Source organism: Streptomyces sp. NPDC127068, assembly GCF_042724695.1.
Classification (GTDB): Bacteria; Actinomycetota; Actinomycetes; order Streptomycetales; family Streptomycetaceae; genus Streptomyces.
This window is the reverse complement of the sequence record NZ_JBHXEN010000039.1, coordinates 21,034-47,362: the sequence shown is the minus strand read 5'-3', so window position 1 is coordinate 47,362 and position 26,329 is coordinate 21,034. Positions and strand designations below refer to the sequence as shown.

Genomic DNA, 26,329 nt, shown 5'->3' with positions numbered 1-26,329 from the left:
GGGCCGGAGGGGCGGGCCGGGGTTCGGCCTAGGATTCGATCATGGACATCCGCAGCGTCGACCCCCGTGACACCGTGTGGGAACAGGACCACGGCCGCTACCGCGTGTACTTCTGGGACCGGTCCGCCGGCGCGTCCGAGGAGTACGAGGTGCTGGGCGACCGGGACGTGGAGGAGGTCCTGACCTGGGCTGCCGCGCACGCAGCGGAACGCGGCTGGACCCACACCGTGTACCTGGCGGTCGAGGGCGCCGAGGGGCCCGGGCTGGTGCGGCTGAGCGGCGCGGCGGGCGACCCGCTGGCCGACTGACCACACCCCGTACGCCCGTGGCGCGTCAGCTCACCGGCCCGGCCGCGCACGGGCCGGTGAGCGGGTCCGCTACGGGACGTTGACCTGCTTGACCTGGCTGGACGCATTGCCCGTGCTGCCCTGGCGCGGCGAGACGATCTTGAACGTCGAGCTGCCCTGGAACTTGCCGGAGTACCGGACCTTCCGGCCCGAGGGCACGGGGGTGTAGTACGTCTTCTTGCCGTTGAGCGTGCTGATGGTCTGCGTCTGGGACGAGGTCGCCGCGACGTTCGGCCCGCCGCCGGCGATGTGCACCAGGGTGCCGTTGACCTTCACCTGCACGCTGGGGATGTTGCCGATGCACTCGATCCGCGTCTTGTAGATCACGCTGCCGCCGCCCCGCGACCAGTGCGGGGTGTCGGCGGTGCCCTTGCACCACGCGGTCCTGACGCTGGCCACGCCGAACGCCGGGTGTCCGGCCGGGGCCCCGGAGGGCTCCACGTACTCCAGGGTGGACGCGGTCCCCTCGGCGGGCAGCCCGCCCGGGAACGGGGCCGGGTTCGCGGGCGGCGCGGTGTCGACGACGCCGACGTCGATCAGCTCGCCCTCCTCACCGGGCAGCGCCTCCTCACCCGGGAGCGCCTCCTCACCCGGGAGCACCTGCTCGACCGGGACCTGCTCGCCCCCGGCGGCCCACGCCGTGGTGGTGCCCACGGTGCCGCCGACCACGAGGGCCATTCCGGCCGCTCCGACCGTCATCCGACGTATGACCACGTTCCGCGCGCTCATGGCGCGGTTCCCCGACATGCGCAAGGGTGCTCCCCCGGTTCGTCCTGGCACGCGACCGATCGGGACGCGCGGTTCGTCCCGGAGTGAAGCCGCAGGTCGGGCCGTGTCCCGGGCGGAACGGGGTTGATCTTCACCGGCCGGGGCGATCACTTCAACGAGTAAACGGACACCCTTGGTGATCTTGGCTTGAATTACTCGACTGGTGACCGGAACCCATGAGGCGTCACGGCTTGGAACGGCGTAATCACGCCACGTCAGAGGAAATGCGGGGGCTCAGAGGTGGGTGCCCCGGGCGCGGACGCCCGCCTCCTGGGCGTACTCGCCGAGCACGGCGACGCCGAACGCCGTCGAGACGAAGACCTTCAGTGCGCGCAGGGCGTCGCCGACGCGGTGGGCACGGTGCTCACCGGTGGCGGCCGTGGCGCCGGAGAGGCCGGCGGGGCCACGGCCGGCGGAGTGGACGGGGCCTGGGGTGATCGTTGCGCTGCTCATACCTCCAGTGTCGGTTTTCCGCACCTCGGGGGCATCTGTCTGAGGGCGGAACCGGTGGCCGGCCCGCTCCTCCCCAGGTCCCATGGCACCCCCCACACGGTCCCCTACGCCTCAGGGGGGAGGGGCGTCAGCCTCTCGAAGTACTCCTTCATCGCGGGGTAGTACGCGTCGAACCGGGGAGTCTCGCCGTCCTGGCGGGAGGCGACGAGCAGATCCAGGTAGTACTCCCAGCCGGGCCCGACCTCACCGAGCCCTTCGGTGCCGGCGAGGTGGTGGACCAGTCGCAGCTCGGTGCCGTCCCCGGACTCGGTGAGCTGCACCTCCAGCCGCCAGGAGCCGAAGCTGTCCTGGGTGGTCACGGCGAGGCGCCGGGGTGGTTCGCAGGTGTCGATGCGGACGCTGGCCCGCGGTCGGCCCTCCTCGAAGGCCATCCGGACGTGCACCGTGCGGCCCGGGGCCCCGTGGCCCTCCCAGGCGCCGAACCAGCGGACGGTCCGCTCGGGCTCGGTCACGCTGGCCCAGACGTCCGCGACGGGTGCGCGGAAGGTGCGGGTGAGGACCAGGTCGGTGCCCTCGGCGGTGGCCAGGAGCCGTCCGGTGGGCTGCGGTGTCATGCGGTGTCCTCCGTGGGTTCGTGACCTCGGGCGGCCCGTGCCGTCGGCGGGGGCGCGGACCCGGGCGGTCCGGTCGGCCGGCGCGCCCAGCGGTGGGGGCGGGGAGGGTCGGCTTCCGCTTCGGCCACCGCGTCCGTCCCGAAAGCGTAACCACCGGTGACGGGTTTGCCGGGAAATCCGTTGGCGCGCGGCGGGGGCCCTCGCCTAGGATCTCCGCTCTTGCCCGCCTCCCGCGCGGAGTGCCGCCGCCCGGCCGGAAACCGGACGGCCCCCAGCCCGTTCGCACCCGCCCGGAAGGCCGCCCCCGTGTCCCGCACGCCCACCGATCCCGTCCCGCCCGGCGACTCCGTACCGGCCGGCGACTCCGTTCCGCCCAGCGGTTCCGTGCCGGGCGTCGAGCCCGTACCGGCCAGCGATTCCGTACCGGCCGGCGACTCCGGGCCGGGCGTCGAGCCCGCGCCCCTTGCGCACCCCGAGGGGGCGTCCGACGCAGCGGTCGACGGCTCGACGGACGGTCCGCTCGCCCGGGAGCGGGCCCACCTCGCCGGGTCCCGGGCGGCGCTGCGCACGATGCGGGACGAGGTCGAATCGCTCGACCTGCGGGACGTCACCGCGAACTGGGTCAACAAGGAGGTCCTCCAGCACCAGATGGACCTGCGGATCAAGGCCCTCGCCGACCACGCACACACCCCGCTGTTCTTCGGACGGCTCGACTTCCTGCACGCACCCGGTGACGGGCCGGGCGCGGGCGCCGCGGGTGAACGGTTCTACATCGGGCGGCGGCACGTGCACGACGCCGAGGGCGACCCCCTGGTGATCGACTGGCGGGCCCCGGTCGCGCAGGCGTTCTACCGGGCCTCGCGCACCCGCCCCCTCGACGTCGAGCTGCGCCGCAGGTTCGGGTACACGGGCGGGGACCTCACGGCGTACGAGGACGAGCGGCTGTCGGACCCCACCGAGGACGCGGCCCGGACCAGCGCACTGTTGCAGCGGGAGATCGAGCGGCCCCGCGTCGGGCCGATGCGGGACATCGTGGCGACGATCCAGCCGGAGCAGGACGAGATCGTCCGCGGTGAGCTGGCCGACTCGGTGTGCGTGCAGGGCGGGCCGGGCACCGGGAAGACCGCGGTGGGCCTGCACCGGGTGGCGTACCTGCTGTACGCGCACCGGGAGCGGCTGGCCAGGACCGGTGCGCTGGTGATCGGGCCGAACCGGTCGTTCCTGCGGTACATCGAACAGGTGTTGCCCGCGCTCGGCGAGGTGCAGGTGCGGCAGGCGACGGTCGACGAGCTGGTCGGGCACGTGGAGGTGCGCGGGACGGACGCGCCGGCCGCCGCACTGGTGAAGGGCGACGCGCGGATGGCCCAGGTGCTGCGGCGGGCCCTGTACGCGCACGTGGGGGTGCCCGTCGAGCCGGTGGTGGTGACCCGCGGCTCCCGGCGCTGGCGCATCCCGGCGTACGAACTGGCCGAGCTGGTCTCGGAGTTGCGGGGGCGCGGGCTGCGGTACGGGGCGGCCAGGGAGGCGTTGCCGCAGCGGATCGCGCACGCCGTGCTGGTGCGGATGGAGCAGGGCGGCGAGGCCCCGGACGACCGGGTGCAGGACGCGGTGGCCCGGGACCGGGCGGTGCGGGCGGCGGTCAAGGAGCTGTGGCCGGCGGTCGATCCGGCCGCCCTGGTGCTGCGGTTGCTGTCCGACGGGGAGTTCCTGGCCGAGCACGCGGCGGGCCTACTGGACGAGGAGGAGCAGCGGGCGGTGCGCTGGGCGCGGGCCCCGCGCGGGGTGCGGAGCGCCAAGTGGTCGGCGGCGGACGCGGTGCTGGTGGACGAGGTGCGGGACCTGGTCGAGCGGACCGGGTCGCTGGGCCACGTGGTGCTGGACGAGGCGCAGGACCTGTCCCCGATGCAGTACCGGGCGGTGGGGCGGCGCTGTTCGACGGGGTCGGCGACGGTGCTCGGCGACCTGGCCCAGGGGACCACGCCGTGGGCGACCCGCGACTGGGCCGAGGCGCTGCGGCACCTGGGCAAACAGGACGCGGTGGTGGAGGAGCTGACGGCGGGCTTCCGGGTGCCGCGCGAGGTGATCGGGTACGCGTCGCGGCTGCTGCCGGAGATCGCGCCGGGTCTGGCGGCGGTGGACTCGGTGCGGGAGTCGCCGGGGTCGCTGGTGGTGCGCCGGGTGGCGGTGGAGGAGTTGACGGGTGCGGTGCTGGCGGCGACCGGGCGGGCGCTGGGGCACGAGGGGTCGGTGGGCCTCGTCGTGGCGGACGCCCGGGTGGGGGTGCTGGCCGCTGCGCTGGACGCGGCGGGGACGCCGTACCTCGCGCCGGGTGAGGAGACCCGTGCGGACGTCCGGCTCACGCTGGTCCCGGCGTCCCTGGCCAAGGGCCTGGAGTACGACCACGTGGTGCTGGACGAGCCGGGTGCGGTGGTCGCGGGCGAGCCGGACGTCCGGACGGGCCTGAGGCGGCTGTACGTGGCGCTGACCCGGGCGGTGTCGGGGCTGGCGGTCGTCCATGCGGAGCCGCTGCCGCCCGCCCTGGAGCACGCCCCGGAGCGGTGAGCCCGCACGTCCGGGCACCCGGACGTGCGGGGTGAGCGGGGCCGCCCCGGGGTCCGGGGCGGCGACCGGTCAGCCGTCGATGGCGAGCCGCCACTGGCGGACGGCGCCCGCCGAAACGGGTCCGGCCCAGCCGTCGGGACGGGAGGCGCCGCCGATGTGGAAGGCGTCGATGCCGCCGGCGCGCAGTGCGGGGACGTGGGCGAGGCCGAGCCCGCCGCCGACCAGGATGCGCTGCTCGTAGCCGGGTTCCCCGCTGCGCGCGGCTTCGGCGAGCAGGGTGGTCAGGCCGTCCTCGACGCCGGCGGCCGAACCGGCGGTGAGGTACGTGTCCAGGCCCGGCAGGTCGGCGAGCTGCTTGCGCAGGGCGTCCCGGTCGGCGGCGCGGTCGATGGCGCGGTGGAACGTCCAGCGGCAGCCGGACAGCTCCGCGGCGAGCGCCTCGACGGCGTACAGGTCGGCCTCGTCGGTGTCGGTGAGGAAGCCGAGGACGAACTCGTCGGCGCCCTCCGCGCGCAGGCCGCGGGCGGCTTCGGCGAGGGCTTCGACGCCACGGGCGTCGCCCGCGGCGAACCCGTCGCTGAGGCGCAGCATGACCCGCAGCGGGATGTCGACGGCGTCCCTGATCGCGGCGAAGGTCTCGCGGGACGGGGTCAGTCCGTCCGCGGCCATGTCGGTGACCAGTTCCAGGCGGTCCGCGCCTCCGGCTCGGGCGGCGATGGCGTCCCTCGCATCGAGGGCGATCACCTCCAGGAGTGCACGCTTGCTCATGGGACCCCATCTCTCGGTGGTCGGTCCCGGGGGTTCCCGGGGTTGGGTCGGCGGACCCGGTCGCTGCTGTCGGGTACGGGTGCGCGGGTTCCGTACTGACGGGTAGCGGGACAGGTCTAGTCCAATGCCAGCGTACGCCGCAAGGGCTTTCACCGACAGGCACCGGAAGCCATCACCCCACCGGAATACGCCAGCATGGCTGAATGCAACCGCCCCGCGGATCGGCTTCCCCACCCTAGGCGGCGGACGAAACCGCCGGTCAGAGGGGTCCGCTGACGCCGAACGCCCCGCCGCGGCCCGGGAACGGGGCGCACGGTCTTGTGGCCGGGGTCCGCCCGGCCCGCCCCTGCCCCCTCCCCGCCCGCGCACCCCGGCGGGGGGCGGGTCTGCGGGTGGCGGTTCTCCGGAGCGGCCCGGGGACAATGACGGCATGGGAGCTGACGTGAAGGCGGACGCGGAGGGGGACGGCCCGGGCACGCTGCCGGCACGCTGGGCCGAGGCCGTACGGGAAGCGGGGGGTCCGACGGGGCCCGACACCACGGCGTACGGCGAGGAGCTGGTGCGCCGGTGGCGGGAGGAGCAGCGCGCGTACCACACCACCGCGCACCTGGTCGCCGTCCTCGACCAGGTGGACGTGTTGGCGGACCACGCCGACGACCCGGCACTGGTGCGGCTCGCCGCCTGGTTCCACGACGCGGTGTACCGGCCCGATCGGTCCGAGAACGAGGAGCGCAGCGCACGGCTGGCCGAGCGGGCGCTGACCGGTCTCGGGCTCGCCGCGCCGGCGGTCGCCGAGGTGGCCCGGCTGGTGCGGCTGACCACGGGGCACGACGCGCCCGAGGGCGACCGCAACGGGGCGGTCCTGTGCGATGCCGACCTCGCGGTGCTCGCGGGCACGGCGGAGGAGTACGCCGTCTATGCCGCCGCCGTGCGCACGGAGTACGCGTTCGTGCCCGCCGACGCCTTCCGCACCGGCCGCGCGGACGTCCTGCGGCACCTGCTGGCCCTGCCCCGGCTGTTCCGCACCCCGTACGGAGCGCTCCGCTGGGAGGCCGCCGCCCGTGCCAATCTGACCGCGGAGCTGGCGGAGCTGACGGGACCCGCGGGGCGCACGGGACCTGCGGGGTGCACGGGACCTGCGGGGCTCGCGGAGTGATCGTTCCGGCGCCGTCCACCGCCCGGCTGCGGCTCGCCGAGGTGTCCCGCACCACCGCCCGGGCCGGGGCGTCTACGCAATCGTCCCGGCGGCGCACCGGGTCGGCTCGGCCCAGGGCGTGGTCACGTGCGTGGCGCGCTGATCGGGCCGGGCCCGTGCCGAGCGCGTGCCGTCCGGCCCCTTCGCGTACGGCGCCGCTCGCGCCGTACGTGTACGCGGCGTGAACGTGACGAAAACGTCCTCGGATTCGGGAATGCCCCGTACTCCGCCCCCGTTGTCGCTTCACATGCCTGAGCCGATACCCGCTGCCCCGGACCGCACCGCGGCGCCGCCCGCCACCGACCCCGCGGGGAAACCCGGAGCACCGCAGCGGATGCCGCTGGCCGTCTACATCCTCGGGCTGTCCGTCTTCGCCCTGGGCACCAGCGAATTCATGCTGTCGGGGCTGCTGCCGCCCATCGCCCGCGACATGGACGTCACGATCCCGCAGGCCGGGCTGCTGATCTCGGCCTTCGCCGTCGGCATGGTGGTGGGCGCGCCGCTGCTCGCGATCGCCACCCTGCGGCTGCCGCGCAAGGCGACGCTGCTGGCCCTGCTGACGACGTTCGGCCTCGGTCAGGTGGCCGGCGCCCTCGCCCCGAACTACGAGGTGCTGTTCGCGTCCCGGGTGGTGAGCGCCCTGGCGTGCGCCGGGTTCTGGGCGCTGGGCGCGTCCGTGGCCATCGCGATGGTGCCGATCACCGCCCGGGCCCGGGCCCTGGCCGTGATGCTCGGCGGACTGTCGATCGCCAACGTCCTCGGCGTGCCGGCCGGCGCGTTCCTCGGCGAGCACCTGGGCTGGCGGTCCGCGTTCTGGGCGGTCGGCGCCGCCTCCGCGCTGGCCCTGGTCGGCGTGCTGACCCTGATCCCGCGCATCCCGGTGCCCGCCGAGGCCCCGAAGCTCCGCCGCGAGCTGCGCATCTACCGCGACCGCCAGGTGTGGCTGGCCGTGGCGGTCACCGCGCTCGCCGCGGGCGGCGTCTTCTGCACCTTCAGCTACCTCGCCCCGCTGCTGACCGACGTGGCCGGCCTGTCCGAGGGATGGGTGCCCACCGTCCTCGGCCTGTTCGGGCTCGGCGCGTTGATCGGCACCTGGCTGGGCGGCCGGTTCGCCGACGCCCACCTGTTCGGCGTCCTGCTCTCCGGCACCGCCGCCTCCACGGTCTTGCTGGCGGCCCTGGCCCTGCTCGCGGGCTGGCCGGGCGCCGCGATCGCCCTGTCCTTCCTCCTCGGCGTGTCGGCGTTCTACACGGCCCCCGCGCTGAACGCCCGCATGTTCAACGTGGCCGGTGCCGCGCCGACGCTCGCCGGGGCCACGACCACCGCCGCGTTCAACATCGGCAACACGGGCGGCCCCTGGCTCGGCGGCACGGTCATCGACGCCGGCTGGGGCTACCAGGCGACTTCCTGGGCGGGCGCCGCGATGCTGCTCGGCGCGATCGCGCTGGTCGGGGTGTCGCTGCGGCTGCACCGCCGGGGCGCGGCGTCCCGGGTCGTCGCCGGCGGCGTCCCCGCGGTCTCCCTGGACCCGGAGCCCCCGGTCCGGTGCGCCCCGGGCACGTCCACCGGCTGAACGCGCCCGGGGGCAGCCCGGGATCACGGCGCGGCGGCCTTCTCGGGTGCGGTGTCGGTCCGGGACGGGCGCCCGGGGGACGGGTAGCGGCGCACGGACAGCGCCATGACGAGGACGGTGATCAGCCCCGCGAGGCAGGCGACCACCAGGACGCCGGTGCCGCCGAAGGCGTTGACCGTGCCGCCGCCGAGAGCGCCGGCCAGGGCGATGCCCGCGTAGAGTCCGCTGGTGTTCAGCGCCAGCGCCTCGGTGGCGGCGTCGCCGCCCGCGTGCAGGGCGCGGGCGTTCATCGGGGGGTTGTTGGCCCACCCGGGCACCCCCCACAGCACCAACGCGAGGCAGACCAGCCACACCGGTGCCGCGCCCCGTCCGATGCCACCGACCGCCAGCAGCACCAGGGCTGCCACCGCCACGCCGCCGAACGCGGCCAACAGGGTGCGGTCCACGCCCCACCGGTCGGTCAACCGTCCGCCCCACACGGTGCCCAGCGCGCCCGAGACGCCCACGATCGCGATGAAGACGCCCACGTACCGGCCGTCGATGCCGGTGAGGTCGTGGGTGACGGGGGCCAGGTAGATGTAGGGCATCAACCCGCCGGTGGCGGCGAGCATCGTGCCGAGCACGCACAGCAGCACCGGGGGCCGCCGCAGCAGACGCATCCGCTCGGCCACGGTGACCACCCGGGCCTGCGGCATCCGGGGCAGCGTCAGCGCCGTCACCCCGACCGCCAGACAGGTGAACGCCCCCACCGCCACGAAGGTGGCCTCCCATCCCGCCACACCGCTCAGCCACGAGCCGAAGGGCACGCCGACCACCAGCGACACGGTCAGGCCCGCGGCCACGGTGCCGATCGCCCTGCCGGTGCGCTCCGGCGGGGCCAGTCGGCCCGCGACCGCGAAGGCCGCCGGTGAGAGCGCGGCAGCCACCAGCGCCGCCACCACCCGAAGGGCCATCAGCGCCCCGAAGGAGTTCGCCAACGCCGTGCCGAAGTTGACCGCCGCGAACACCGCGAGTCCGCCCACGATCAGTGCCTTGCGCGGCACGCGTGCGGTGGCCACCGCGAGGATCGGGCAGGCAACGGCGTAGGTGAGCGAGAACACCGTCACCAACTGGCCCGCGGCGCCCTCGCTCACCTCCAGGTCCCTGGAGATCGCCGGCAGGACCCCGGCGATGATGAAGTCATCGGTGCCGATGACGAACGTCGTCAACAACAGGCCGACGAGCCAGCCCGAACCGCGCGGGGTCGACGTCGCCACTTCTTCGTGAACCACGGATACGCCTCACTCACTGGACACCATCGCCGCCGGCGTCGCGCAGTCATGCCGCTCGGTGCACGGCGACCGCACGCGCTCGCACTGCCACCCGGCATGGTGCCACTGAGTGGCATAAGCCATCAAGGGGCCTTGGCCTCCGAGCTACACTTCTCCCCATGGAGGACCCCCAGGGCGGAGCCGTCGTGACCCGTGAGCACTCCACCCCTGCTCAACTGCCGCTGCGGGAGCGCAAGAAGCTGCGGACGCGACAGGCGCTCGTCGACACGGCGCTGGAACTCTTCACGGAGCGCGGCTTCGAGAACGTCACGTTGGATGCGTTGTGCGATGCCGTCGACGTCTCGAAGCGCACGTTCTTCCGCACCTTCGACAGCAAGGAGGACGCGGCGCTGGCGCCCCTCCACGACCTGTGGGCCGCCTTCCTGGAGGAGCTGGAGGACGTGGAGCCCACGGGCGGCCCGGCCTTCGCACTGTTGGAGGGCGTGCTGCTCGCGGCGCTCGACCGCATGGGCGCGGACGGCTGGGCCGAACGCCTGCGGCTCAGCCGCAGGTTGACGGCGCGGACACCGTCGATGGAGGCGCACGGCCTGGCCTTCTGCAACCGGACCAATGCGGTCATCGTCGCCGTCATGCAGCGCAGGTTCGACCTGGGCGGGCCGCCGGACCCGTACGCCCTGCGTCCACGACTGGCCGTCGACCTGCTGGGGACGGCCTTCCACCGGGCCCTGGAGCGCTGGGTAGCCGACCCTTCGACCGCCGCCGGCCCCGACGGGCTCGCCGACGCGCTCCGGGACGCCTGCGCGGCCGTACCGGAAAGCCTCGCCCTGCCCGCGCACCCTCGCTGAGCAGCCGCCACGCAATCCGGGGGCGACCGCGCGGCGCGGCCGGGGCTACCCCCTGCGCGTCACCGTCGCCTCCCGGGGCGGGAGCGGCCCGCGCCGGAGGACACCGCCAGGGCCAGGGCGAAGAGGCCCGCGGACGCCACCCACGCCCCCGCACTCCCCGCCGGGTGGAGCACCAACGCCCAGTCCAGGGCGACCACACGGCCCGAGGCCCCCTGCGCCCGCCCCATCGTCAGGGTGACGGCCAGCGTCCCCAGGCACACCGCGCCGGCCGCCGCGGTGTTCATGAACCGCCGCGCGGCCAGGGCCACCGCCAGCAGCAACATCACGTTGCGGGGCACGTCCATGCCCACCCAGGGCCCGACCCCATGGGCCAGGAGCACCACGCCCGTCACCGTCGCATGGTCCCTCAGGACCACCGGTGCGACCGCGGTGTCCTCGACCTCTCCGAGCCGCCGGTCCAGGCAGGACAGGACCGCCATCACGACCAACAAAGGTGCGAAGTAGCGCAGTTTGACCCCGGCCGTCCCGCCCAGGAACGACGGCACGGGGAGTTCGGTCCCGCCGCTCGTCCAACACACCAGCACGGTCAGGGCCAGCGCCACCGGGGCGACCCACCAGCGCCGCACCACCGAGAAGTAGATCCTCATCACGAGATCACGAGCCCACGACGCAGTGCCGCTGTTCCCGGACGGTCTTGGTGAACCAGTCGACCTGCTGACCGGCGGGCAGCGCACGGACCCGGCGGAGCTCGGCCCGGCCCTCGTCGAGGAGGGCGTTGCGGACCGTTGCTTCCGGTACTCCCATCGCGGCCATCGCCCACACGTCCGCCAACGACGACCAACCGCAGTCCCGTATGCCGTGCCGCGCCGCCGTACCACCCACGGCCGCGCGGGCGAGGACGACGTCGAACTCCTCAGGGGGCAGGTCCGGCGACCAGGACAGCGGCCAAGTTCCGGCCACCGGCTTGAGGTCACGGGAAACCATGGCGATCTTCTCGGGCGCCGGCAGACCGGCCTCGCGCAGTGCGTCGAGCCGCGGCAGCGCCGAGCGACGCACCTCGTCCAGGTGTCCCGCGTACTCCTCGGGCAGGCAGATCACGGGGGCGGCGCCCTCGCACACCGTGTGTCCGGCTCGGGGCTCCCGCAGCGGACTGTGCCCCCAGTCCGCAACCACGGCGCGCCCGGCGACCAGCGCGCCCACGGCCAGCGCCACGCTGACGACAGGCAGCCACGGCCTGCGGCGCGCACCGGTCAGCAGCGCCACGGCCACCGCGAGGACGGCGGTGACCAGCCAGGGGACGAGGAAGACGAGCGGGTCCAGCACATCGGTCAGGGTCGAGCCCTCGACGATGAAGCCGCCCAGGTGGCGTGAGAAAGGAGCGCTCAACGCATGGGTCGCAGCCAGCGCCACCCAGGGCACGGCCGCGGCCAACGGCGCGGCGATTGCCCGCGGGCACAGCAACCCCAACGCCCAGCCGATGACCAACCACTCCGCGGGGAGGACGAGCAGGTGCAGGACCGCCCACCACCCCTGGGCACCAGGCCACACTCCCGTGAACGATCGGGCCAGCACAACAGCCGCAACGACGAGGAGGGCTTGAAGGACTAGCACCGGAGCGACCGCGCGGAACCACCGGCGGACCGTCCCGCGCACGCTCACCGCGTGGAGGTCACTCAGGCGCCGGTGCCGACCGGCCTCCCAGGCCGCGGCCCCCGCCACCACGGGGGCGATCGCCACGATGCCCCTCGCGGCGAGTTCACCGGCTCCGACGGCATAGCCCTGCGCCTCCCCGAACGTGTCGCCGTCCACGTACAGGCCCAGGCCGAGCAAGCCGGGGACGAGGAGCCAAGGGGCGGAGGAGGCCCGCAGGTTGGCCAAAAAGATCATGCTTCGGCCCCGTCCAGGAGCACGGAGTACGCGCTCTCCAGCCGGCGCCCGGGAAGGCACCCCGCCTCGGCGTGGTCCTCGAACCGCGCCACCCCGCCCTGGAACCGCGGCCGGCCGTCCTCCAGGACCACGACCTCGTCGAACGCCTGGTCCAGGTCGGCGATGTCGTGGGTGGAAACGATCACGTTGACGCTGCCCCGGAGTTCCACCAGCAGATCGAGGAAGCGACGGCGCTGTCTCGGGTCGAGGCCCGCTGTCGGCTCGTCCAGGAGCAGCAACTCCGCGCCGTGCACGAGTGCTTGGGCGATGGCCAGTCGCTGACGCTGGCCTCCGGACAGCGTGTCGACCTTGTCCGTGGCCTTCTCCGTCAGGCCCACGCGTGCGATCGCGGCCGGTGCCGCCCGCCACGCCTGTCGCTCCCCCATCCCCTTCAACCAGCCGACGTAGGCGACGTGTTCGTGGCAGGTCATCCCCGACAGGAACGCGGCGCGCTGCGGCAGCCAGGAGACCGCACGCCGGTACGCGCGCACATCGGCCCGGCGCGCGGGCCGCAGCTCGCCGAACGACACTTCCCCGGCGCGGGGGGTCAGCGCGCTCGCCCCGATCGCCATCAGGGTGCTCTTTCCCGCCCCGTTGGGACCGAGCAGCACGGTGTTCCCCGCCGGGAAGGCCAGGTCGAGCCCGTCGAGGACGGCTCGGCGCGCGCGGCGGTAGCGGAAGGAGCAGGAACGGTAGTGCAGGGGCATGGACGCGCAACCTAACGCCTCCCGGCCCCGAGGCGACCGGCGGATATCCGAATCCGGCCGCCACCACCCCGGGACCGGCGCGCACCCGCGCCCGCTACAGCCCGGAGCCCCCCGTGACGTCGACCACCCGACCGGTCACCCAGCGCGCGTCGTCCGAGGCGAGGAAGGCCACCACGCCGGACACGTCGTCCGGCCGCCCGATCCGACCCAGCGCGGATATCCCGACGGCGTACTTCTCGACGTCCGGGCTGGCCAGCCACTCCGCGTTGATGTCCGTTTCGATGACTCCCGGGGCCACCGAGTTCACCGTGATGCCCCGCGGGCCCAACTCCTTGGCGAGGTTGAGGGTGAGGGTGTCCAGGGCGCCCTTGGTGGCGCCGTACCCCTTGATCTCCGGCGAGGCGACCCGGGCGAGGCCACTGGAGATGTTGATGATGCGCCCCTGGTCGCGCAGCCGTCCGGCCGCCTCCTGCACGATGAAGTAGGGGGCGCGGACGTTGATGGCGAAGAGCTCGTCGAACTGCTCCTCGGTCAGCGCGGACTCGTCGGTGGTCCAGTGCACGATGCCCGCGTTGTTGACGATGATGTCGACGCCCCCGTCGGGTGCGTACGCACTCACCCGCGCATCGAAGGAGGCCCACAGCGCCGCCGCGTCCCCGTGCCGTCCCAGCGCCGCCGGCAGGGCGAAGGCCCTGCCGCCGCCCTCCTCGATGCGGGCGACGACCTCGTCGGCCGCGCCCTCCTCGCGGGCGTAGCCGACGGCGACGAGGGCGCCCTCCCGGCCGAGGCGTTCGGCGATGGCCCGGCCGATGCCCCGGCTGCCACCGGTGACGAGTGCGATCTTTCCCTCAAGTGCCTTTGCCGACATGGTTGTTCCCCACCCCAATGATTGTTGAGTGCTCGCTCAAGAATGAACGGGAACGAACGTAGCACGCTTGTTGAGCGGACGCTCTAAAATGTGGCCATGAGCGAGACGAAGGTCAGACGGGGACGACCACGAGGGTTCGACCGGGACGAGGCACTGACGGCAGCCGCCCGGATGTTCTGGGAGCGCGGCTACGCGGGCACCTGCATCGGGAAGCTGACCGAGGTCATGGACATCAGGCCGGGCAGTCTGTACGCGGCCTTCGGCGACAAGCGGTCCCTGTTCGAGGAGGTCGTGCGCACGTACGGCCGCTCCCCCGTCGGCGCGTTCATGGGCGTCGCTCTGGAGGAGGAGCCCACCGCGTACGGCGCGTTCGCCCGGGTCCTGCGCGAGGCCGCGGTGCTCTACAGCGACCCCTCGCACCCGGCCGGCTGTCTGACGATCAGCGCGGCCACCAACGTCACCCCGCAGGACGCCGAGGTCGAGACGTTCCTGCGCACCCTGCGCAACGCGAACCTGGCCGTCTTCGAGGACCGACTGCGCCAGGCGCAGCAGGACGGCGAGCTTCCCCCGGACGCCAGCCCCGGCGCCCTGTCCCGGTACTTCGCCGCGATCATCCAGGGCATGTCGCAGCGCTCCCGCGACGGGGCCACCGCGGCCGAGCTGACCGAGACCGCCGAACTGGCGCTCGCCGCCTGGCCCGGCCCCCGCCCCTGAGCACCCCACCTCCGCCGCACCCCGCGGCGAAGGCGTACCCCTCAACGAAGGCGCACCCTCGGCGAGGGCGCGCCATGGCGCACAATGGCCCTGTGGGAAACGTGTCCGGAATCGAACAGGCGCTGCACGCGGCGCGGGCGCTGGTGATGGCGGACCTCGTCGCGGGGGACGTCGCCGACGCGGACGTGGTGTCGCTGGTGGAGGACGCCGTGACGCACCGCCGCTGGTGGGCCGAGCAGTGGCCGGAGGGCGCCGCGTACGTGACCGGGCTGGTCGCCCAGGACGTGCAGGACGCGCTGCTCGAACGGTACGGGCGCTGGCCGCTGTGCCCGGTCTGCGGCTCCGGCGACCCGCACGCCCTCGACGTGGAACCCGAGCTGGGCACCGACCCGCACTGGGTGTGCGGCAAGGCGGGCGTGGCGGTCGCCCCGGTCGGCTCGCTGGGACGGCTCCCCGGGCCGGCCGCTCCATGACCCTGTACATCGACCCGCCGACCTGGCCGGGCCACGGGCGCCTCTGGTCGCACCTGGTCAGCGACGTGTCGTTCGAGGAGCTGCACGCCTTCGCCGCGCAAATCGGCGTCCCGCCGCGCGCTTTCGAACGCGACCACTACGACCTGCCCTCGTACCGCTACCCGGACGCCGTCCACGCGGGCGCGGTGGAGATCGGTTCCAAGGAACTGGTCCACCGGCTCACCGCGGCCGGCCTGCGCCGCCCCAAGCACCGGCGCGACTGAACGGGGCCCGGCGCGCCCGCACCCGACGAGGACTCCGACCCCGAACCCGTCAACGTCTACCGGTGGCCGGGCACGGGCCCTAAGGTCGTTCGGAACGTTCGGAACGTTCGGGTGCCGAACGGCGAGGAAGGCGAGAAGGGGGCGCGGGCATGCGGTCCGCACTGTCCACCGGGGCGATGACGGGGAAGGAACGCGTCGAACTGTTCCGGGACGCCATCGCCCGGGACGTCGCCCCGATGCGGATCACGGTCGACGCACCGGAACGGTTCGCTGCCCGTGCGACGCAGACCGCCCTCGGCCCGGTGCGCCTGGCCGCCTTCCGCTACTCGTCGCTGCGCTCGCACCGCACCCCGACCCTCATCCGCCGCTCCGACCCCGAGTCGTACCACCTGGCCCTGGTGGGCGACGGCTCGATGCAGATGGTCATGGACGGGTCCGACGGCCACGGCACCACGCTGAGCCGCGGGGACTGGGTGCTGTTCGACACCTCGCACCCGTTCCGGTACGAGACCGTCGCCCGGGCGGACCGTCCGACCCGGGTCACGATCCTCCAGTTACCGCGCCACGAGGTGCCGCTCGCCCAGGACCGGTTGGACCGGCTCCTCGGGCAGCGGCTCCCCGGCGACACGGGACTGGGGCGCGTCCTGGGCGACTACCTGTCCAGCGCCGCCGCGGAGAGCGGTTCGTGCACCCCTTCCGACCTGGACCACCTGGGGGGCGCCGCGCTGGACCTGGCCGCCGCGTTCCTCGCCCACCACCTCGACGGCGCCGCCCCGCCCGGGCGGACCGTCCGGGCCCGGAGCGTGTTGCGACGCGTGGACGCCTACATCGACCTCAACCTCGGCGACCCCCGGCTCAACCCGGTGACGGTGGCCGCCGCGCACGGACTGTCGCTGCGCAGCCTGTACCTGATGTTCGAGGAGCGCGGGGAGGGCGTGGCCGCCCTGATCCGTCGCCGCCGGCTGGAACGCTGTCACGCCGAGCTGATCGCGGGCGGTCCCGCACCCGGCATCGGTGCCGTCGCCACGCGGTGGGGGTTCACCAGCGCGGGGGCGTTCAGCCGGGCGTTCCGCGCCCGGTACGGGGTCAGCCCCCGCGAGCACCGCGAGAGCCACCGGCCCCCGGCCGGGGACGCCCCGTAGGGCCGACCGGGCGGCCCGGCGGGCGACGGAACGTCACCGGTTCGGCGCGCACCGTCTTGACGACCCCCCGGTATGAAAATATCTTTCAAGAGTGACGGACATAGTGAAGGAAACTTCCGAAGCCCTTTCCCCCGCCTCCCCCACGCCTCCGGCGGCCCTCGCCGCCCGGGTCCGCACCCTCGCCCCCACCATGACCCGCTCCATGCAGCGGGTCGCCGAAGCGGTCGCCGCGGACCCCGCGGGCTGCGCCGGGCTCACGGTCACCGGACTCGCCGAGCACACCGGCACCAGTGAGGCCACCGTGGTCCGGACGGCCCGCCTGCTGGGCTACCCGGGCTACCGCGACCTGCGCCTCGCCCTCGCCGGACTCGCCGCCCACCAGGAATCGGGGCGCGCCCCGGCGGTCACCGCCACGATCAGCGTCGACGACCCCCTCGCCGACGTGGTCGCGAAGCTCGCGCACGACGAACGTCAGACCCTCGCCGACACCGCCGCCACCCTCGACGTCCACCAGCTCGGTGCCGCCGTCACCGCCCTCGCGGGCGCGGGCCGGGTCGACGTCTACGGCATCGGCGCCTCCGGTCTCGTCGGCCAGGACCTCGCACAGAAGCTGCTGCGGATCGGCCTCATCGCGCACGCGCACCACGACCCCCACCTCGCCGTCACCAACGCGGTCCAGCTGCGCCCCGGGGACGTGGCCATCGCGATCACCGACTCCGGCTCCACGTTCGACGTGATCGAACCGCTGCGCGTCGCCTTCGAGCACGGGGCCACGACCATCGCGATGACCGGCCGCCCGGACGGCCACGTCACCCAGTACGCCGATCACGTGCTCACCACCTCAGCGGCCCGCGAAAGCGAACTGCGCCCGGCCGCGATGTCCTCCCGTACCAGTCAACTCCTCGTCGTGGACTGCCTGTTCATCGGCGTCGCGCAACGCACCTACGACCGGGCGGGACCCGCACTCGCCGCCACCTACGAGGCCCTCGCGCACCGCCGCCCCACCCGCACCTCGAACCGCTGACGACCCGCCGCCCCGGCCCCGTCCCAGGCGTCCCCCGTACCCGTCACCCTCCTCTCTCCCGTCACCCTCCTCTCTCCCGACACCCCGGAAAGAGTCCCGCCATGCCCTCACCCACCACCCGCACCCCCGACGACACCCCCGCCGGCGGCGCGCTGCGGGCCCAACTCGCCACCCTCACCACCGAGACGTTCCGCCCGGAACTCGCCGACGTGGACCTGCTGCCCACCCTGGAGATCGCCCGGCTGATGAACGCCGAGGACAGCCTGGTGGCCGCCGCCGTCGCCGAGCGGTTGCCCCTCGTCGCCGCCGCCGTGGACGGCATCGCCGAGCGCATGGCCCGCGGCGGTCGACTCGTGTACGCGGGCGCCGGCACCGCGGGACGGCTCGGCGTGCTGGACGCCAGCGAGTGCCCGCCCACCTTCAACACCGCGCCCGGCCAGGTCGTCGGGCTGATAGCGGGCGGCCCCGCCGCGATGTCCTCGGCCGCCGAGGGGGCCGAGGACTCCCGCGAACTCGCCGCCGCCGACCTGGACGCACTGGGCCTCACCCCGGACGACGCGGTGGTCGGGATCTCCGCCTCGGGCCGCACCCCGTACGCGGTCGGCGCGGTCGCGCACGCCCGCAAGCACTACGGGGCGTTGACCGTCGGCCTGTCGTGCAACGCCGGCAGCGCGCTGGCCGCCGCCGCGGACCACGGCATCGAGGTCGTCGTGGGCCCGGAGTTCCTCACCGGTTCGACCCGCCTCAAGTCGGGCACCGCACAGAAGCTCGTCCTCAACATGATCTCGACGATCACCATGATCCGGCTCGGCAAGACGTACGGGAACCTCATGGTCGACGTCCGCGCCTCCAACGAGAAGCTGCACGCCCGTTCGCACCGGATCGTCAGCCTCGCCACCGGCGCCGACGACGCCACCGTCGAAGGCGCCCTGAGTGCAGCGGGCGGCGAGGTCAAGAACGCCATCCTGATCATCCTCTCCGACGTGGACGCCCCGACCGCGGACCGGCTCCTCACCACCGCCGACGGCCACCTGCGCGAAGCCCTGGCGGCAGCGGGCTGAGCCCACCGCCCGGTCCCGCCCCGTCGGAGGAACCCCACCCCCCACCCGACAGCGAGGCCCCCGATGCCTGACCGACCACACCGACCGGACCGGTCGGACGACCCGCACCGGGCGACCGCCCGGGACCTGCTCGCCCTCGTCGGCGGCCCCGGCAACGTCACCTCGGCCGCCCACTGCATGACCCGGCTGCGCCTCGCCCTCACGGACCGCGCCGCCGTCCGCGACGCCGAGGTCCGCGCCCACCCGGCCGTCCTCGGCGTCGTCGAGGACGGCGACACGTACCAGATCGTGCTGGGACCCGGCCGGGCCGCGCGCGTGACCCGCGCCTTCGAGGACCTGCGCGCCCAGGCACCCGCCCCGGGCCCGGCCGTCCTCACCGCCGACGCGCTGGCCGCCCGGGGGACCGCCCTGCGCGCCGAACGGAAACGACGCAACGCGACCCCGGGCAAGCTGCTGCTGCGCCGGATCGCGGCCGTGTTCGTCCCGCTGATCCCGGCACTCATCGGCTGCGGCATCATCGCCGGACTGAACGGGCTGCTCGTCAACGCGGGCCTGCTGCCCTGGCTGACCCCCGTACTCGGCGCGCTGGCCTCGGGCTTCATGGCGCTGCTCGCGGTGTTCGTCGGCATCAACACCGCGCAGGAGTTCGGCGGGACGCCCGTCATCGGCGGGGCCGCCGCCGCGGTCGTCGTCTTCCCCGGCGTCACCGCGATCAGCGCCTTCGGGCACCCGCTCGCCCCGGGCCAGGGCGGCGTGCTCGGCGCGCTGGGGGCGGCCCTGCTCGCCACCGCGATCGAGAAGTGGTGCCGCCGCTGGGTCCCGGAGACCGTCGACGTCATCGTCACCCCGACGCTCACCCTGCTGCTGACCGGGCTGGTGACGGTGTACGGACTGATGTACGCGGCCGGGGAGGCCGCGCGGGCCATCGGGCTCGGCGCGAACTGGCTGCTCGTCCACACGGGCGTGCTCGCCGGACTGGTGCTCGGCGGACTGTTCCTCCCCCTGGTCATGCTGGGCCTGCACCAGGCACTGATCCCCCTGCACACCACCCTGATCGAACAGCAGGGCTACACGGTGCTGCTGCCGGTCCTCGCGATGGCGGGCGCCGGCCAAGTGGGCGCGGCGGTCGCGGTGTTCGTCCGGCTGCGCGGCAATCGGACCATCCGGGCCACCATCCGATCCGCGTTGCCCGCCGGCCTGGTGGGCGTCGGCGAGCCGCTGATCTACGGGGTGTCGCTGCCGCTGGGGCGCCCGTTCGTCACGGCGTGCGCGGGCGGCGCGGCGGGCGGGGCGTTCGTCGGACTGTTCTCGATGCTGGGCACACAGGTCGGCTCCACCGCGATCGGCCCGTCCGGCTGGGCCCTGTTCCCCCTGGTCCAGGGCGACCGCGGGTTCGCCGCGGCGGTCGCCGTGTACGGGGGCGGGCTGCTCGTCGGGTACGTGGCCGGGTTCCTCGTCACGTACTTCTTCGGCTTCACCCGCCAGGCCCTCGTCGAACTGAACGCCGAGCAGGACACCCGGCCGGACACCGATCCCGGGTCCGACCCCCACACCGATGGCCCGGACGCGCAACGCGAACCCGCCCCCGCCTGACCCCCACGGAGACGGGAACGCGGGTACGGGTCAGCAGTCGAGCCCCGCCCCGTCCAAGTCCGACTCCGCGCTCAGGACGAACCTCCGGGGCGCGTCGTACTCGTAGCGGAGGCTCAGCCTGACCGGACCGCCGGGGACGTCCTTGGTGAAGCAGACCTTCACGGCGTCCGGGTCCTCGGCCGACTCCGCCTCCCCGTACGTGGGCTTGCGCTCCTGCCACCCGTCGTCCTTCGCCCACGTCCGGTAGTGCGCCAGTACGGCCGCTTCCCGGAGTGCGGAGTCGTAGGTCCGGGAGGACCACAGGACCTCGTCGCCGCTGTCGTCGAGACAGCCCGTGTCCGCTTCCTCGAAGCCCTTCGCCGGGCGGGCGCCGGTCGGCGGCGAGTGCAGCACCTTGAGGTCCGCGACCTGCCGCACCCGCTTCTCGGTCCCCTCGCAGTCGTCGCCGTCCGCCAGGTCCACGAGCGTGAACGCGCCCGTGCCGAGCACCCCCACGCAGACCGCACCCGCCACCAGGGCCACCACACCGGTGACCGTCCAGGGCTTCCGTCGCGTCGTGTCCATCCTGTTCCTCCCCCATGGAGCCAACGGGACGGACCCAGCCGCCCGTTGATCGAACCGTGCACCGAACGTACACGAGTCCGATCGACGCGCCCCGTACGAGGAAGCTCAGTACCCGACCCGCACGTCGTCGCGCATGGCCCCGGCGACCGCCGCGAAGGCGTCGAGTTCGCTTCTGCTGGGCGGGGTCTCCGCCGCGGTGGCCACGGTCACCACCGTCGACGCCTCGGCCCAGGTGCACGACGCGCGCAGGGACGTGTACTCGTCCCCCTCGTAGCCCCGCTCCACCACCCGGCAGAGCAGCGGCTCCGCGGAGCCGGGCGGGGTGATCGTCCGAGGGGCCGCCACGACGCGCTGCACGAGGTCCCGTCGGTCGAGCACGTCGAGCAGTTCGTCCCGTGCGGTGACCGGGCTGAGCACGACCCCGTACACACCGGTGACCGTGATCGTTCCGCCACTGAACTCGCCCCGGCCGGCCGGCTTGTAGACCCCGAACACCGGCTCGGCCCCGTCCACTTGGCCCTCCATCAACTCCGCCAAGGTCTCGTCCGGGGACGAGACGTCGTACTCCCGTTCATAGCGCTTCTGCACCACACGGTCCGGCATCACCAGGCGGTACCGCTCCGGCCGTTCGTCCGCTCGCTCCCGGTCGGCGGCTCGCTCCCGGTCGGTGACGTGCTCCGGGCCGAGCGGCGGCTGACCCGACCCCCCGCATCCGACCGACACCGTCGCCACCACCACGGCAAGCACGGCACCCCTCAGCCGATTCACTCCGGACACCCCCGTCGCCCTCGTCGCCCCGCGTTCAAGACCCCCTTGACCGCGCCCGCGTCACCCTAGCCAAACATCCGAGCCGCGGGCAGCCACCGCCCACGTACCCTGACGCCCCGTCATGCCACGTCTGCCGCCGTCGTTTCGCCGCGCACAGGACGCTTCGAAGCCCCGATGGCACACGCCAGCAGCGCTAGGGCGCCGAGCCCGAGGAGAGCCGCCACAGCAGGCAGGAATCCGGCCCCCAGGCCGCTCAGGGTCATGCCGCCGACGGCTCCGCCCAAGGCGACCCCGAGGTAGGTGCCCGAGGTGTTGAGCGCCAACGCCTGCGCCGCCACCGGTCCGGCGAGCAGATAGAGGCGCGCCTGGATCGCCGGAGAGTTCCAGAAGGCCATGCCGCCCCAGATCGTCCCCACCACCACGAGGACGGAGAACGGCACGGGGCGGGCGAACCAGAGCGCTGCGAGTATCCCCATCACGCCGGTGAAGACGATGATCCCGGCGACCAGGGACCGGTCCGCGCCCCATCGGTCGGTGGCCCTCCCGCCCAGCCAGATGCAGACGATGCCGGCGATCCCCGACAGGCTGAAGGCGAGCGCACGCTGGTCCACACTGGCCTCACTCACCGCGTCGATGTGCGGCGCCATGTAGGTGAGCATCATCATCGATCCGGTCATGAGCGTGCAGTTCGCCAGGATGCCGAGCAGCACCGGCGCGCCGGCCAGGGTGCGCAGTTGATCGGAGACGCTCGGCACCTCGCCGGTCCTGCCGTGCTCGCGGGGCAGGGTGGCCAGGACGAAGACCAGCGCCGCGATCCCGGCCACCGCCATCGAGACGAACGTCGCCCGCCAGCCGTACTGGCCGCCGATCCAGGTGCCGATGGGCACTCCGGCCGCGATCGAACCCGTGACACCGAGCGCCACCACGGCCACGTACCTTCCGATGTGCCCTTCCGGAGCCCGCTCGGCGGCATGGGCGAACACCGCCGGGGTCGAGGCCGCCGCCGCGAGCGCCGCCACGATCCGCAGGGCCATCAGGGGGCCGAACCCGGTCGTCGTGGCCGCCAGGAGGTTGGCCACGACGAAGACCACGAACGAGACGGTGAACAGGTGCCGCCGGGAGACCCGCGCCAGAGCGACTCCGGCCATCGGTGCGGCAAGGGCGACGGTGAGGGAGAAGGCAGTCACCAACTGCCCGGCCTGCGCCTCACTGACGTCCAGATCCCGCGCGATCTCCGGTAGGACTCCAGCAATCACATAGTCATCGGTATAGAGCACGAAAGCAGCGGCGAGCAGAGCGAAGAGCCATGCGGGCACAACTGAACTCCCTTGAATGTCCGACGCGCTTCGGCGACCCCGACAGCGCGTACGTCAGGCCGGCGGACGGGAATGCACGGGGTCGGGAACGGCCGCCAACACCGAACGCACCTGCGCCCGCAGCGTCTTGCGGAGTCGCTCGACGCCGAGCGAGCCGTGGGGTGTCACCGAATCGATCACCAACCCGCCCAGGACGGCCACGAGCCGTTCGGCCTCCTCGGCCGGTTCGGGCACGCCGAGCGCCCCCAGGGCGTCCGTGAACACCGTGCGCACGTCCGCGGCCATCTGCTCGGTCACCGGGCGGAAGACCGGATTCACCCGTGCGGCGACGATGAACTCCGTCAGCACGATCGACTCGACGCGGCGCTCCTCGTCGATCGGCAACAACTCCTCGACCATCTCCTGCAAGGCGTCGACGGCGACCTCACCCCGGAGTCCGGCCAACGCGTCGGCCGAGTGCCGGGTGAGCCTCCTCCCCATGCGGTCACCGATCTCGGTGGCGGCTGCCATGAGCAGAGTGCGGTGGTCGTCGAAGTAGTGGCGCACCGATCCGATGTTCCATCCCGATTCGGCGGCGACCTTCCGTAGCGACATACCGCTGACGCCTTCGGCGACCAAGAGGCGGAAAGCCGCCTCGATGACATCCCTGCGACGCTGTTCGAGGTCAATCCGAGCTGGCATGACCGCACATTATCACAGCCGTGATAACAAAACCCGAACGACCACACACAGCCCTACGCGAACAACGCACCCGGGTCCACACCATGAACGACCGAACCAGGATGCCGACGACTCCCGATCCGACACCTCCAGCGAAGCCGGGTCCGAACGGAACCCCCTCCCACGAAGTCACCCTCACAACGGACTTGGCGAGGCAGACCCACCCTTCGACACCTCACCGACAGCACACCCACCACCATGCAGCACACGAGCACCAAGACCCATGAGCCCTATACCGCACTTCAGATCCAACATCAATAGCCCACATGGACTAGTCATTTCAGACCATGGGCGAGAGGCTATGCGGACGTGACCGCCGCCGGGCGGAAATGGTCTGAACGGGAGGCTCCTCGAATGTCATCGAATCCCCTCTCCAAATCCTCCGAATCGGAACCCCACCACCGCTCAGACCCACCTGCTCCCTGGTGGGTCGTCGTCCTACTGATCACCATCGTCATCGGGGCGTACGTGGTTTTAGTCGTGTTCGGAAGGCAGGACAGCGCCAACACGGCAGGCTCGCTGGGGGCGCTGCTGACAGGCCTGCTGATCGTTTTAGGTATCGGCACGCGGCGATAGGCGTTGCGCGGCGCCGTGTGCCATTCACCGCGGGGGGACGACCATCGTGGTGGAGGCAGATGAACACGACGTCCAACAGGGGATCCTCGGAGGTCATGGTGTGGGCGGCTCCGGCGAGGGCACTCGGGGACCCTGAAGGCCCATGGCTCCCGTGAGGAGTGCACATCGGTTCGGGAAAGCCGCCCGCGCGGAACTTCCCCGAACCGGGCTCCGACTCTGACTCCCCCTCCCACTCCGGGACCCGAGAGGGTCACCAAGTGGGCATCATCGAGTCCGGGTAGCGCGAACCGGCCGCGCCGCGCGGCAGGATGCGTTGGATGCGGGCGAGGTTCTGCGGTGTGAGCGCCACGTACGCCGCGGCGGTGTTCTGCGCGACCCGCTCGGGGCTACGGGTTCCGGGAATGGGAACGACGTCGTCGCCCTGCGCCAGCAGCCAGGCCAACGCGAGTTGGGTGACGGAGACGTGCTTGCCCTCGGCCAGCGCGGTCAACTCCCGTACGGCGGACAGGTTCTTCTCGTAGTTGCCGGGCTGCCAACGCTCGTCGAAACTGCGCATGTCGTCCGCCGGGTACTCCGCGCCGGGCTTCACCACCCCGGTCAGGAAGCCCCGCCCCAGCGGCGAGTAGGGCACGAACCCGATGCCCAACTCGCGGACGACCGGCAGCACCTCGGCCTCCACTGCACGCTCGAACACCGAGTACTCGGTCTGGAGCACCGACACCGGGTGCACGGCGTGGGCCCGCCGGATGACGTCCGGGCCCGCCTCGCTGAGCCCGAAGTACCGGACCTTGCCTTCGGCGATCAGCTCGCCGACGGTGCCCGCCACGTCCTCGATGGGTACGTTCGGGTCCACCCGGTGCTGGTAGAGCACGTCGATGTGGTCCGTGCCCAGGTGGCGCAGGCTGTTCTCGGTGACCTCCCGGATGTGCTCCGGACGGCTGTCCAGCCCGTTCGCGAAGTTCTCCGGATCGCTCAGGTCGAAGCCGAACTTGGTGGCGATGACGACCTCCTCGCGGAAGTCCTTCACCGCGCGGCCGAGCAACTGCTCGTTGCTGCCGGTGCCCATGCCGTACAGCTCGGCGGTGTCGAAGAGGGTGACACCCAGTTCGTACGCCCGGCGGATGGCGGCCGTCCCGCCCTCCTCGTCCCCGGTGCCGTACGCCATCGTCATGCCCATCGTGCCGAGGCCGATCGCCCCGACCTCCAGGCCCTGGGTGCCGAGCTTGCGGTGCGGAAGGTTCACGTTCTGCGTCATGCCCCGAACGCTAGGCGCGGGCCCGTCCCCGGTCATGGGGCACGCACCGCATAGGATTGCCCGATCCTCTCAGCAAGGGAGCGTCGCGTGCTGGATCGACTGTCGGCGGACATCGCCCGGCACAGTGTCGGACTCTGGTCCGAGACGGCCGTGCCACGCCTCTCGCTGATCACGCTGGACGAGCCGGTGGCCCCCGCCGACCTCCTCTACGACCCGATGGTCTGCTTCATCTCCGACGGCGCCAAACGAGCCGTCGCGGGCGAGCGGAGCTGGGTGACCGCGCGCGGCGACATGTTCCTCAACACGCTCCGGGTACCGGTCACCGCCTCGTGCGAACGTGTGCCGTACCGCTCGGCCATCATGCGGCTCGACGGTCGCGTCCTCACCGAACTGCTGCTGGAAATGGGCGAGTCGAGCCCGCGCCCGCTGCCCGGTCCGAGCGGCCAGGTCACCGCGACGATGACACCGGAACTCCTCGACGCGGTCACCCGATGGGTGCGACTGCTCGACACCCCGGATGCCATCGGCCCGCTGGCGCCCCGCATCGAGGGCGAGATCCTGTACCGACTCCTCAGCAGCCCGCTCGGCCCGGTCCTGCGCCAGTTCACCTTGGCGGACTCGGCTACGGCCCGGGTGCGCGCGGCGGCGGCGTGGATCTGCGCGCACTACGCCGAACCGCTGACCGTCGAGGAGATCGCGGCGGTCGCGCACATGAGCACCGCGACCCTGCACCGCCGTTTCAAGGCCGCCACCGGCATGAGCCCCCTCCGCTTCCAGAAGCAACTACGGCTCCAGGAGGCCCGGCGACGGTTGACGGCCGGCGAAACCACCGCGGCGTCGGTGGCGGAGGCCGTCGGCTACGTGAGCGCGACCCAGTTCAGCCGGGAGTACCGAAGCGTGTACGGCCTCCCCCCGATGCGGGACGCGGCGCGGCTACGCGGGCAGCTGGCACCCCGCAGCTGA

At 73.0% G+C, this 26,329-nt stretch carries 27 protein-coding genes; 13 read left to right on the top strand and 14 right to left on the bottom strand.

The features are described 5' to 3' along the window. The first annotated feature begins 41 nt into the window (after window positions 1-41). On the top strand, window positions 42-308 hold the full coding sequence (locus ACFWIA_RS23720; protein WP_387008242.1) for a hypothetical protein: 267 nt from the start codon (window positions 42-44) through the stop codon (window positions 306-308). 69 nt (window positions 309-377) lie between these two features. Here the strand turns inward: ACFWIA_RS23720 and ACFWIA_RS23715 are convergent, their stop codons facing one another. The 3 genes from ACFWIA_RS23715 to ACFWIA_RS23705 form a co-directional block, all read right to left on the bottom strand. Next, entirely contained in the window at window positions 378-1,076 is a 699-nt protein-coding gene (locus ACFWIA_RS23715; RefSeq protein WP_387008240.1) for a hypothetical protein, read from the bottom strand. 273 nt (window positions 1,077-1,349) lie between these two features. Continuing rightward, window positions 1,350-1,568 (bottom strand): hypothetical protein, encoded by a 219-nt coding sequence (locus ACFWIA_RS23710; protein WP_387008238.1) that lies wholly within the window; start codon window positions 1,566-1,568, stop codon window positions 1,350-1,352. 104 nt (window positions 1,569-1,672) lie between these two features. Next, complete coding sequence (locus ACFWIA_RS23705) at window positions 1,673-2,182, bottom strand: SRPBCC family protein (protein WP_387008236.1); 510 nt, start codon at window positions 2,180-2,182, stop codon at window positions 1,673-1,675. A 384-nt stretch (window positions 2,183-2,566) separates the two neighbouring features. Between ACFWIA_RS23705 and ACFWIA_RS23700 the strand changes: the two genes are divergently transcribed. Then, window positions 2,567-4,744 carry a HelD family protein gene (locus ACFWIA_RS23700; protein WP_387008301.1) on the top strand — a complete coding sequence of 726 codons (2,178 nt, stop codon included), beginning with the start codon at window positions 2,567-2,569 and terminating at the stop codon, window positions 4,742-4,744. A gap of 69 nt (window positions 4,745-4,813) precedes the next feature. Here the strand turns inward: ACFWIA_RS23700 and ACFWIA_RS23695 are convergent, their stop codons facing one another. Further along, the gene (locus ACFWIA_RS23695) at window positions 4,814-5,512 is read right to left on the bottom strand and encodes a copper homeostasis protein CutC (protein ID WP_387008234.1); all 699 of its coding nucleotides are present in this window, start codon (window positions 5,510-5,512) and stop codon (window positions 4,814-4,816) included. A 430-nt stretch (window positions 5,513-5,942) separates the two neighbouring features. On the opposite strand from ACFWIA_RS23695, the gene ACFWIA_RS23690 reads away from it, so the two are divergent. Both ACFWIA_RS23690 and ACFWIA_RS23685 read left to right on the top strand, forming a co-directional pair. Then, entirely contained in the window at window positions 5,943-6,668 is a 726-nt protein-coding gene (locus ACFWIA_RS23690) for a hypothetical protein (RefSeq protein WP_387008232.1), read from the top strand. A gap of 373 nt (window positions 6,669-7,041) precedes the next feature. Then, complete coding sequence (locus tag ACFWIA_RS23685) at window positions 7,042-8,280, top strand: Cmx/CmrA family chloramphenicol efflux MFS transporter (protein ID WP_387008299.1); 1,239 nt, start codon at window positions 7,042-7,044, stop codon at window positions 8,278-8,280. 23 nt (window positions 8,281-8,303) lie between these two features. Here the strand turns inward: ACFWIA_RS23685 and ACFWIA_RS23680 are convergent, their stop codons facing one another. After that, window positions 8,304-9,551, bottom strand: coding sequence for an MFS transporter (locus tag ACFWIA_RS23680; protein ID WP_387008230.1), 1,248 nt, complete (start codon window positions 9,549-9,551; stop codon window positions 8,304-8,306). Between the two features lie 158 nt (window positions 9,552-9,709). Between ACFWIA_RS23680 and ACFWIA_RS23675 the strand changes: the two genes are divergently transcribed. Next, entirely contained in the window at window positions 9,710-10,396 is a 687-nt protein-coding gene (locus ACFWIA_RS23675) for a TetR family transcriptional regulator (protein ID WP_387008228.1), read from the top strand. A 59-nt stretch (window positions 10,397-10,455) separates the two neighbouring features. On the opposite strand, the gene ACFWIA_RS23670 is transcribed toward ACFWIA_RS23675, so the two are convergent. The 4 genes from ACFWIA_RS23670 to ACFWIA_RS23655 all read right to left on the bottom strand — a co-directional run bounded on the left by ACFWIA_RS23670 (window position 10,456) and on the right by ACFWIA_RS23655 (window position 13,897). Further along, entirely contained in the window at window positions 10,456-11,043 is a 588-nt protein-coding gene (locus ACFWIA_RS23670; RefSeq protein WP_387008226.1) for a hypothetical protein, read from the bottom strand. Window positions 11,044-11,050: 7 nt separating this feature from the next. Further along, window positions 11,051-12,283, bottom strand: a complete 1,233-nt coding sequence (locus ACFWIA_RS23665) for a hypothetical protein (RefSeq protein WP_387008224.1) — start codon at window positions 12,281-12,283, stop codon at window positions 11,051-11,053. Beyond that, entirely contained in the window at window positions 12,280-13,029 is a 750-nt protein-coding gene (locus ACFWIA_RS23660; RefSeq protein ID WP_387008222.1) for an ATP-binding cassette domain-containing protein, read from the bottom strand. Before ACFWIA_RS23660 ends, ACFWIA_RS23665 begins: the two co-directional genes overlap by 4 nt. A gap of 94 nt (window positions 13,030-13,123) precedes the next feature. Further along, window positions 13,124-13,897 (bottom strand): SDR family oxidoreductase, encoded by a 774-nt coding sequence (locus tag ACFWIA_RS23655; RefSeq protein WP_387008220.1) that lies wholly within the window; start codon window positions 13,895-13,897, stop codon window positions 13,124-13,126. A gap of 96 nt (window positions 13,898-13,993) precedes the next feature. On the opposite strand from ACFWIA_RS23655, the gene ACFWIA_RS23650 reads away from it, so the two are divergent. The 7 genes from ACFWIA_RS23650 to ACFWIA_RS23620 all read left to right on the top strand — a co-directional run bounded on the left by ACFWIA_RS23650 (window position 13,994) and on the right by ACFWIA_RS23620 (window position 20,167). After that, window positions 13,994-14,611 (top strand): TetR/AcrR family transcriptional regulator, encoded by a 618-nt coding sequence (locus ACFWIA_RS23650; protein ID WP_387008218.1) that lies wholly within the window; start codon window positions 13,994-13,996, stop codon window positions 14,609-14,611. 74 nt (window positions 14,612-14,685) lie between these two features. Then, window positions 14,686-15,084: a hypothetical protein gene (locus tag ACFWIA_RS23645; protein ID WP_387008216.1), complete on the top strand. Its 399-nt coding sequence runs from the start codon at window positions 14,686-14,688 to the stop codon at window positions 15,082-15,084. Further along, on the top strand, window positions 15,081-15,347 hold the full coding sequence (locus ACFWIA_RS23640) for a DUF4031 domain-containing protein (protein ID WP_387008214.1): 267 nt from the start codon (window positions 15,081-15,083) through the stop codon (window positions 15,345-15,347). Before ACFWIA_RS23645 ends, ACFWIA_RS23640 begins: the two co-directional genes overlap by 4 nt. 149 nt (window positions 15,348-15,496) lie before the next feature. Further along, on the top strand, window positions 15,497-16,489 hold the full coding sequence (locus tag ACFWIA_RS23635) for a helix-turn-helix domain-containing protein (RefSeq protein ID WP_387008212.1): 993 nt from the start codon (window positions 15,497-15,499) through the stop codon (window positions 16,487-16,489). 103 nt (window positions 16,490-16,592) lie between these two features. Beyond that, the gene (locus tag ACFWIA_RS23630) at window positions 16,593-17,513 is read left to right on the top strand and encodes a MurR/RpiR family transcriptional regulator (protein WP_387008210.1); all 921 of its coding nucleotides are present in this window, start codon (window positions 16,593-16,595) and stop codon (window positions 17,511-17,513) included. Window positions 17,514-17,614: 101 nt separating this feature from the next. Next, a complete protein-coding gene (gene murQ / locus ACFWIA_RS23625) occupies window positions 17,615-18,574 on the top strand; it encodes an N-acetylmuramic acid 6-phosphate etherase (RefSeq protein ID WP_387008208.1) in 960 nt (319 codons plus the stop codon). A gap of 63 nt (window positions 18,575-18,637) precedes the next feature. Continuing rightward, window positions 18,638-20,167: a PTS transporter subunit EIIC gene (locus ACFWIA_RS23620; RefSeq protein WP_387008206.1), complete on the top strand. Its 1,530-nt coding sequence runs from the start codon at window positions 18,638-18,640 to the stop codon at window positions 20,165-20,167. A gap of 30 nt (window positions 20,168-20,197) precedes the next feature. On the opposite strand, the gene ACFWIA_RS23615 is transcribed toward ACFWIA_RS23620, so the two are convergent. The 5 genes from ACFWIA_RS23615 to ACFWIA_RS23595 form a co-directional block, all read right to left on the bottom strand. Then, window positions 20,198-20,731: a hypothetical protein gene (locus ACFWIA_RS23615; protein WP_387008204.1), complete on the bottom strand. Its 534-nt coding sequence runs from the start codon at window positions 20,729-20,731 to the stop codon at window positions 20,198-20,200. A gap of 105 nt (window positions 20,732-20,836) precedes the next feature. Further along, on the bottom strand, window positions 20,837-21,478 hold the full coding sequence (locus ACFWIA_RS23610; protein WP_387008202.1) for a hypothetical protein: 642 nt from the start codon (window positions 21,476-21,478) through the stop codon (window positions 20,837-20,839). A gap of 140 nt (window positions 21,479-21,618) precedes the next feature. After that, window positions 21,619-22,815, bottom strand: coding sequence for an MFS transporter (locus tag ACFWIA_RS23605; RefSeq protein WP_387008200.1), 1,197 nt, complete (start codon window positions 22,813-22,815; stop codon window positions 21,619-21,621). A 54-nt stretch (window positions 22,816-22,869) separates the two neighbouring features. Beyond that, a complete protein-coding gene (locus ACFWIA_RS23600; protein WP_387008198.1) occupies window positions 22,870-23,496 on the bottom strand; it encodes a TetR/AcrR family transcriptional regulator in 627 nt (208 codons plus the stop codon). 865 nt (window positions 23,497-24,361) lie between these two features. Continuing rightward, a complete protein-coding gene (locus ACFWIA_RS23595) occupies window positions 24,362-25,366 on the bottom strand; it encodes an aldo/keto reductase (protein ID WP_387008196.1) in 1,005 nt (334 codons plus the stop codon). Window positions 25,367-25,453: 87 nt separating this feature from the next. Here ACFWIA_RS23595 and ACFWIA_RS23590 point away from each other — a divergent pair, with 87 nt between their 5' ends. After that, entirely contained in the window at window positions 25,454-26,329 is an 876-nt protein-coding gene (locus tag ACFWIA_RS23590; protein WP_387008194.1) for an AraC family transcriptional regulator N-terminal domain-containing protein, read from the top strand.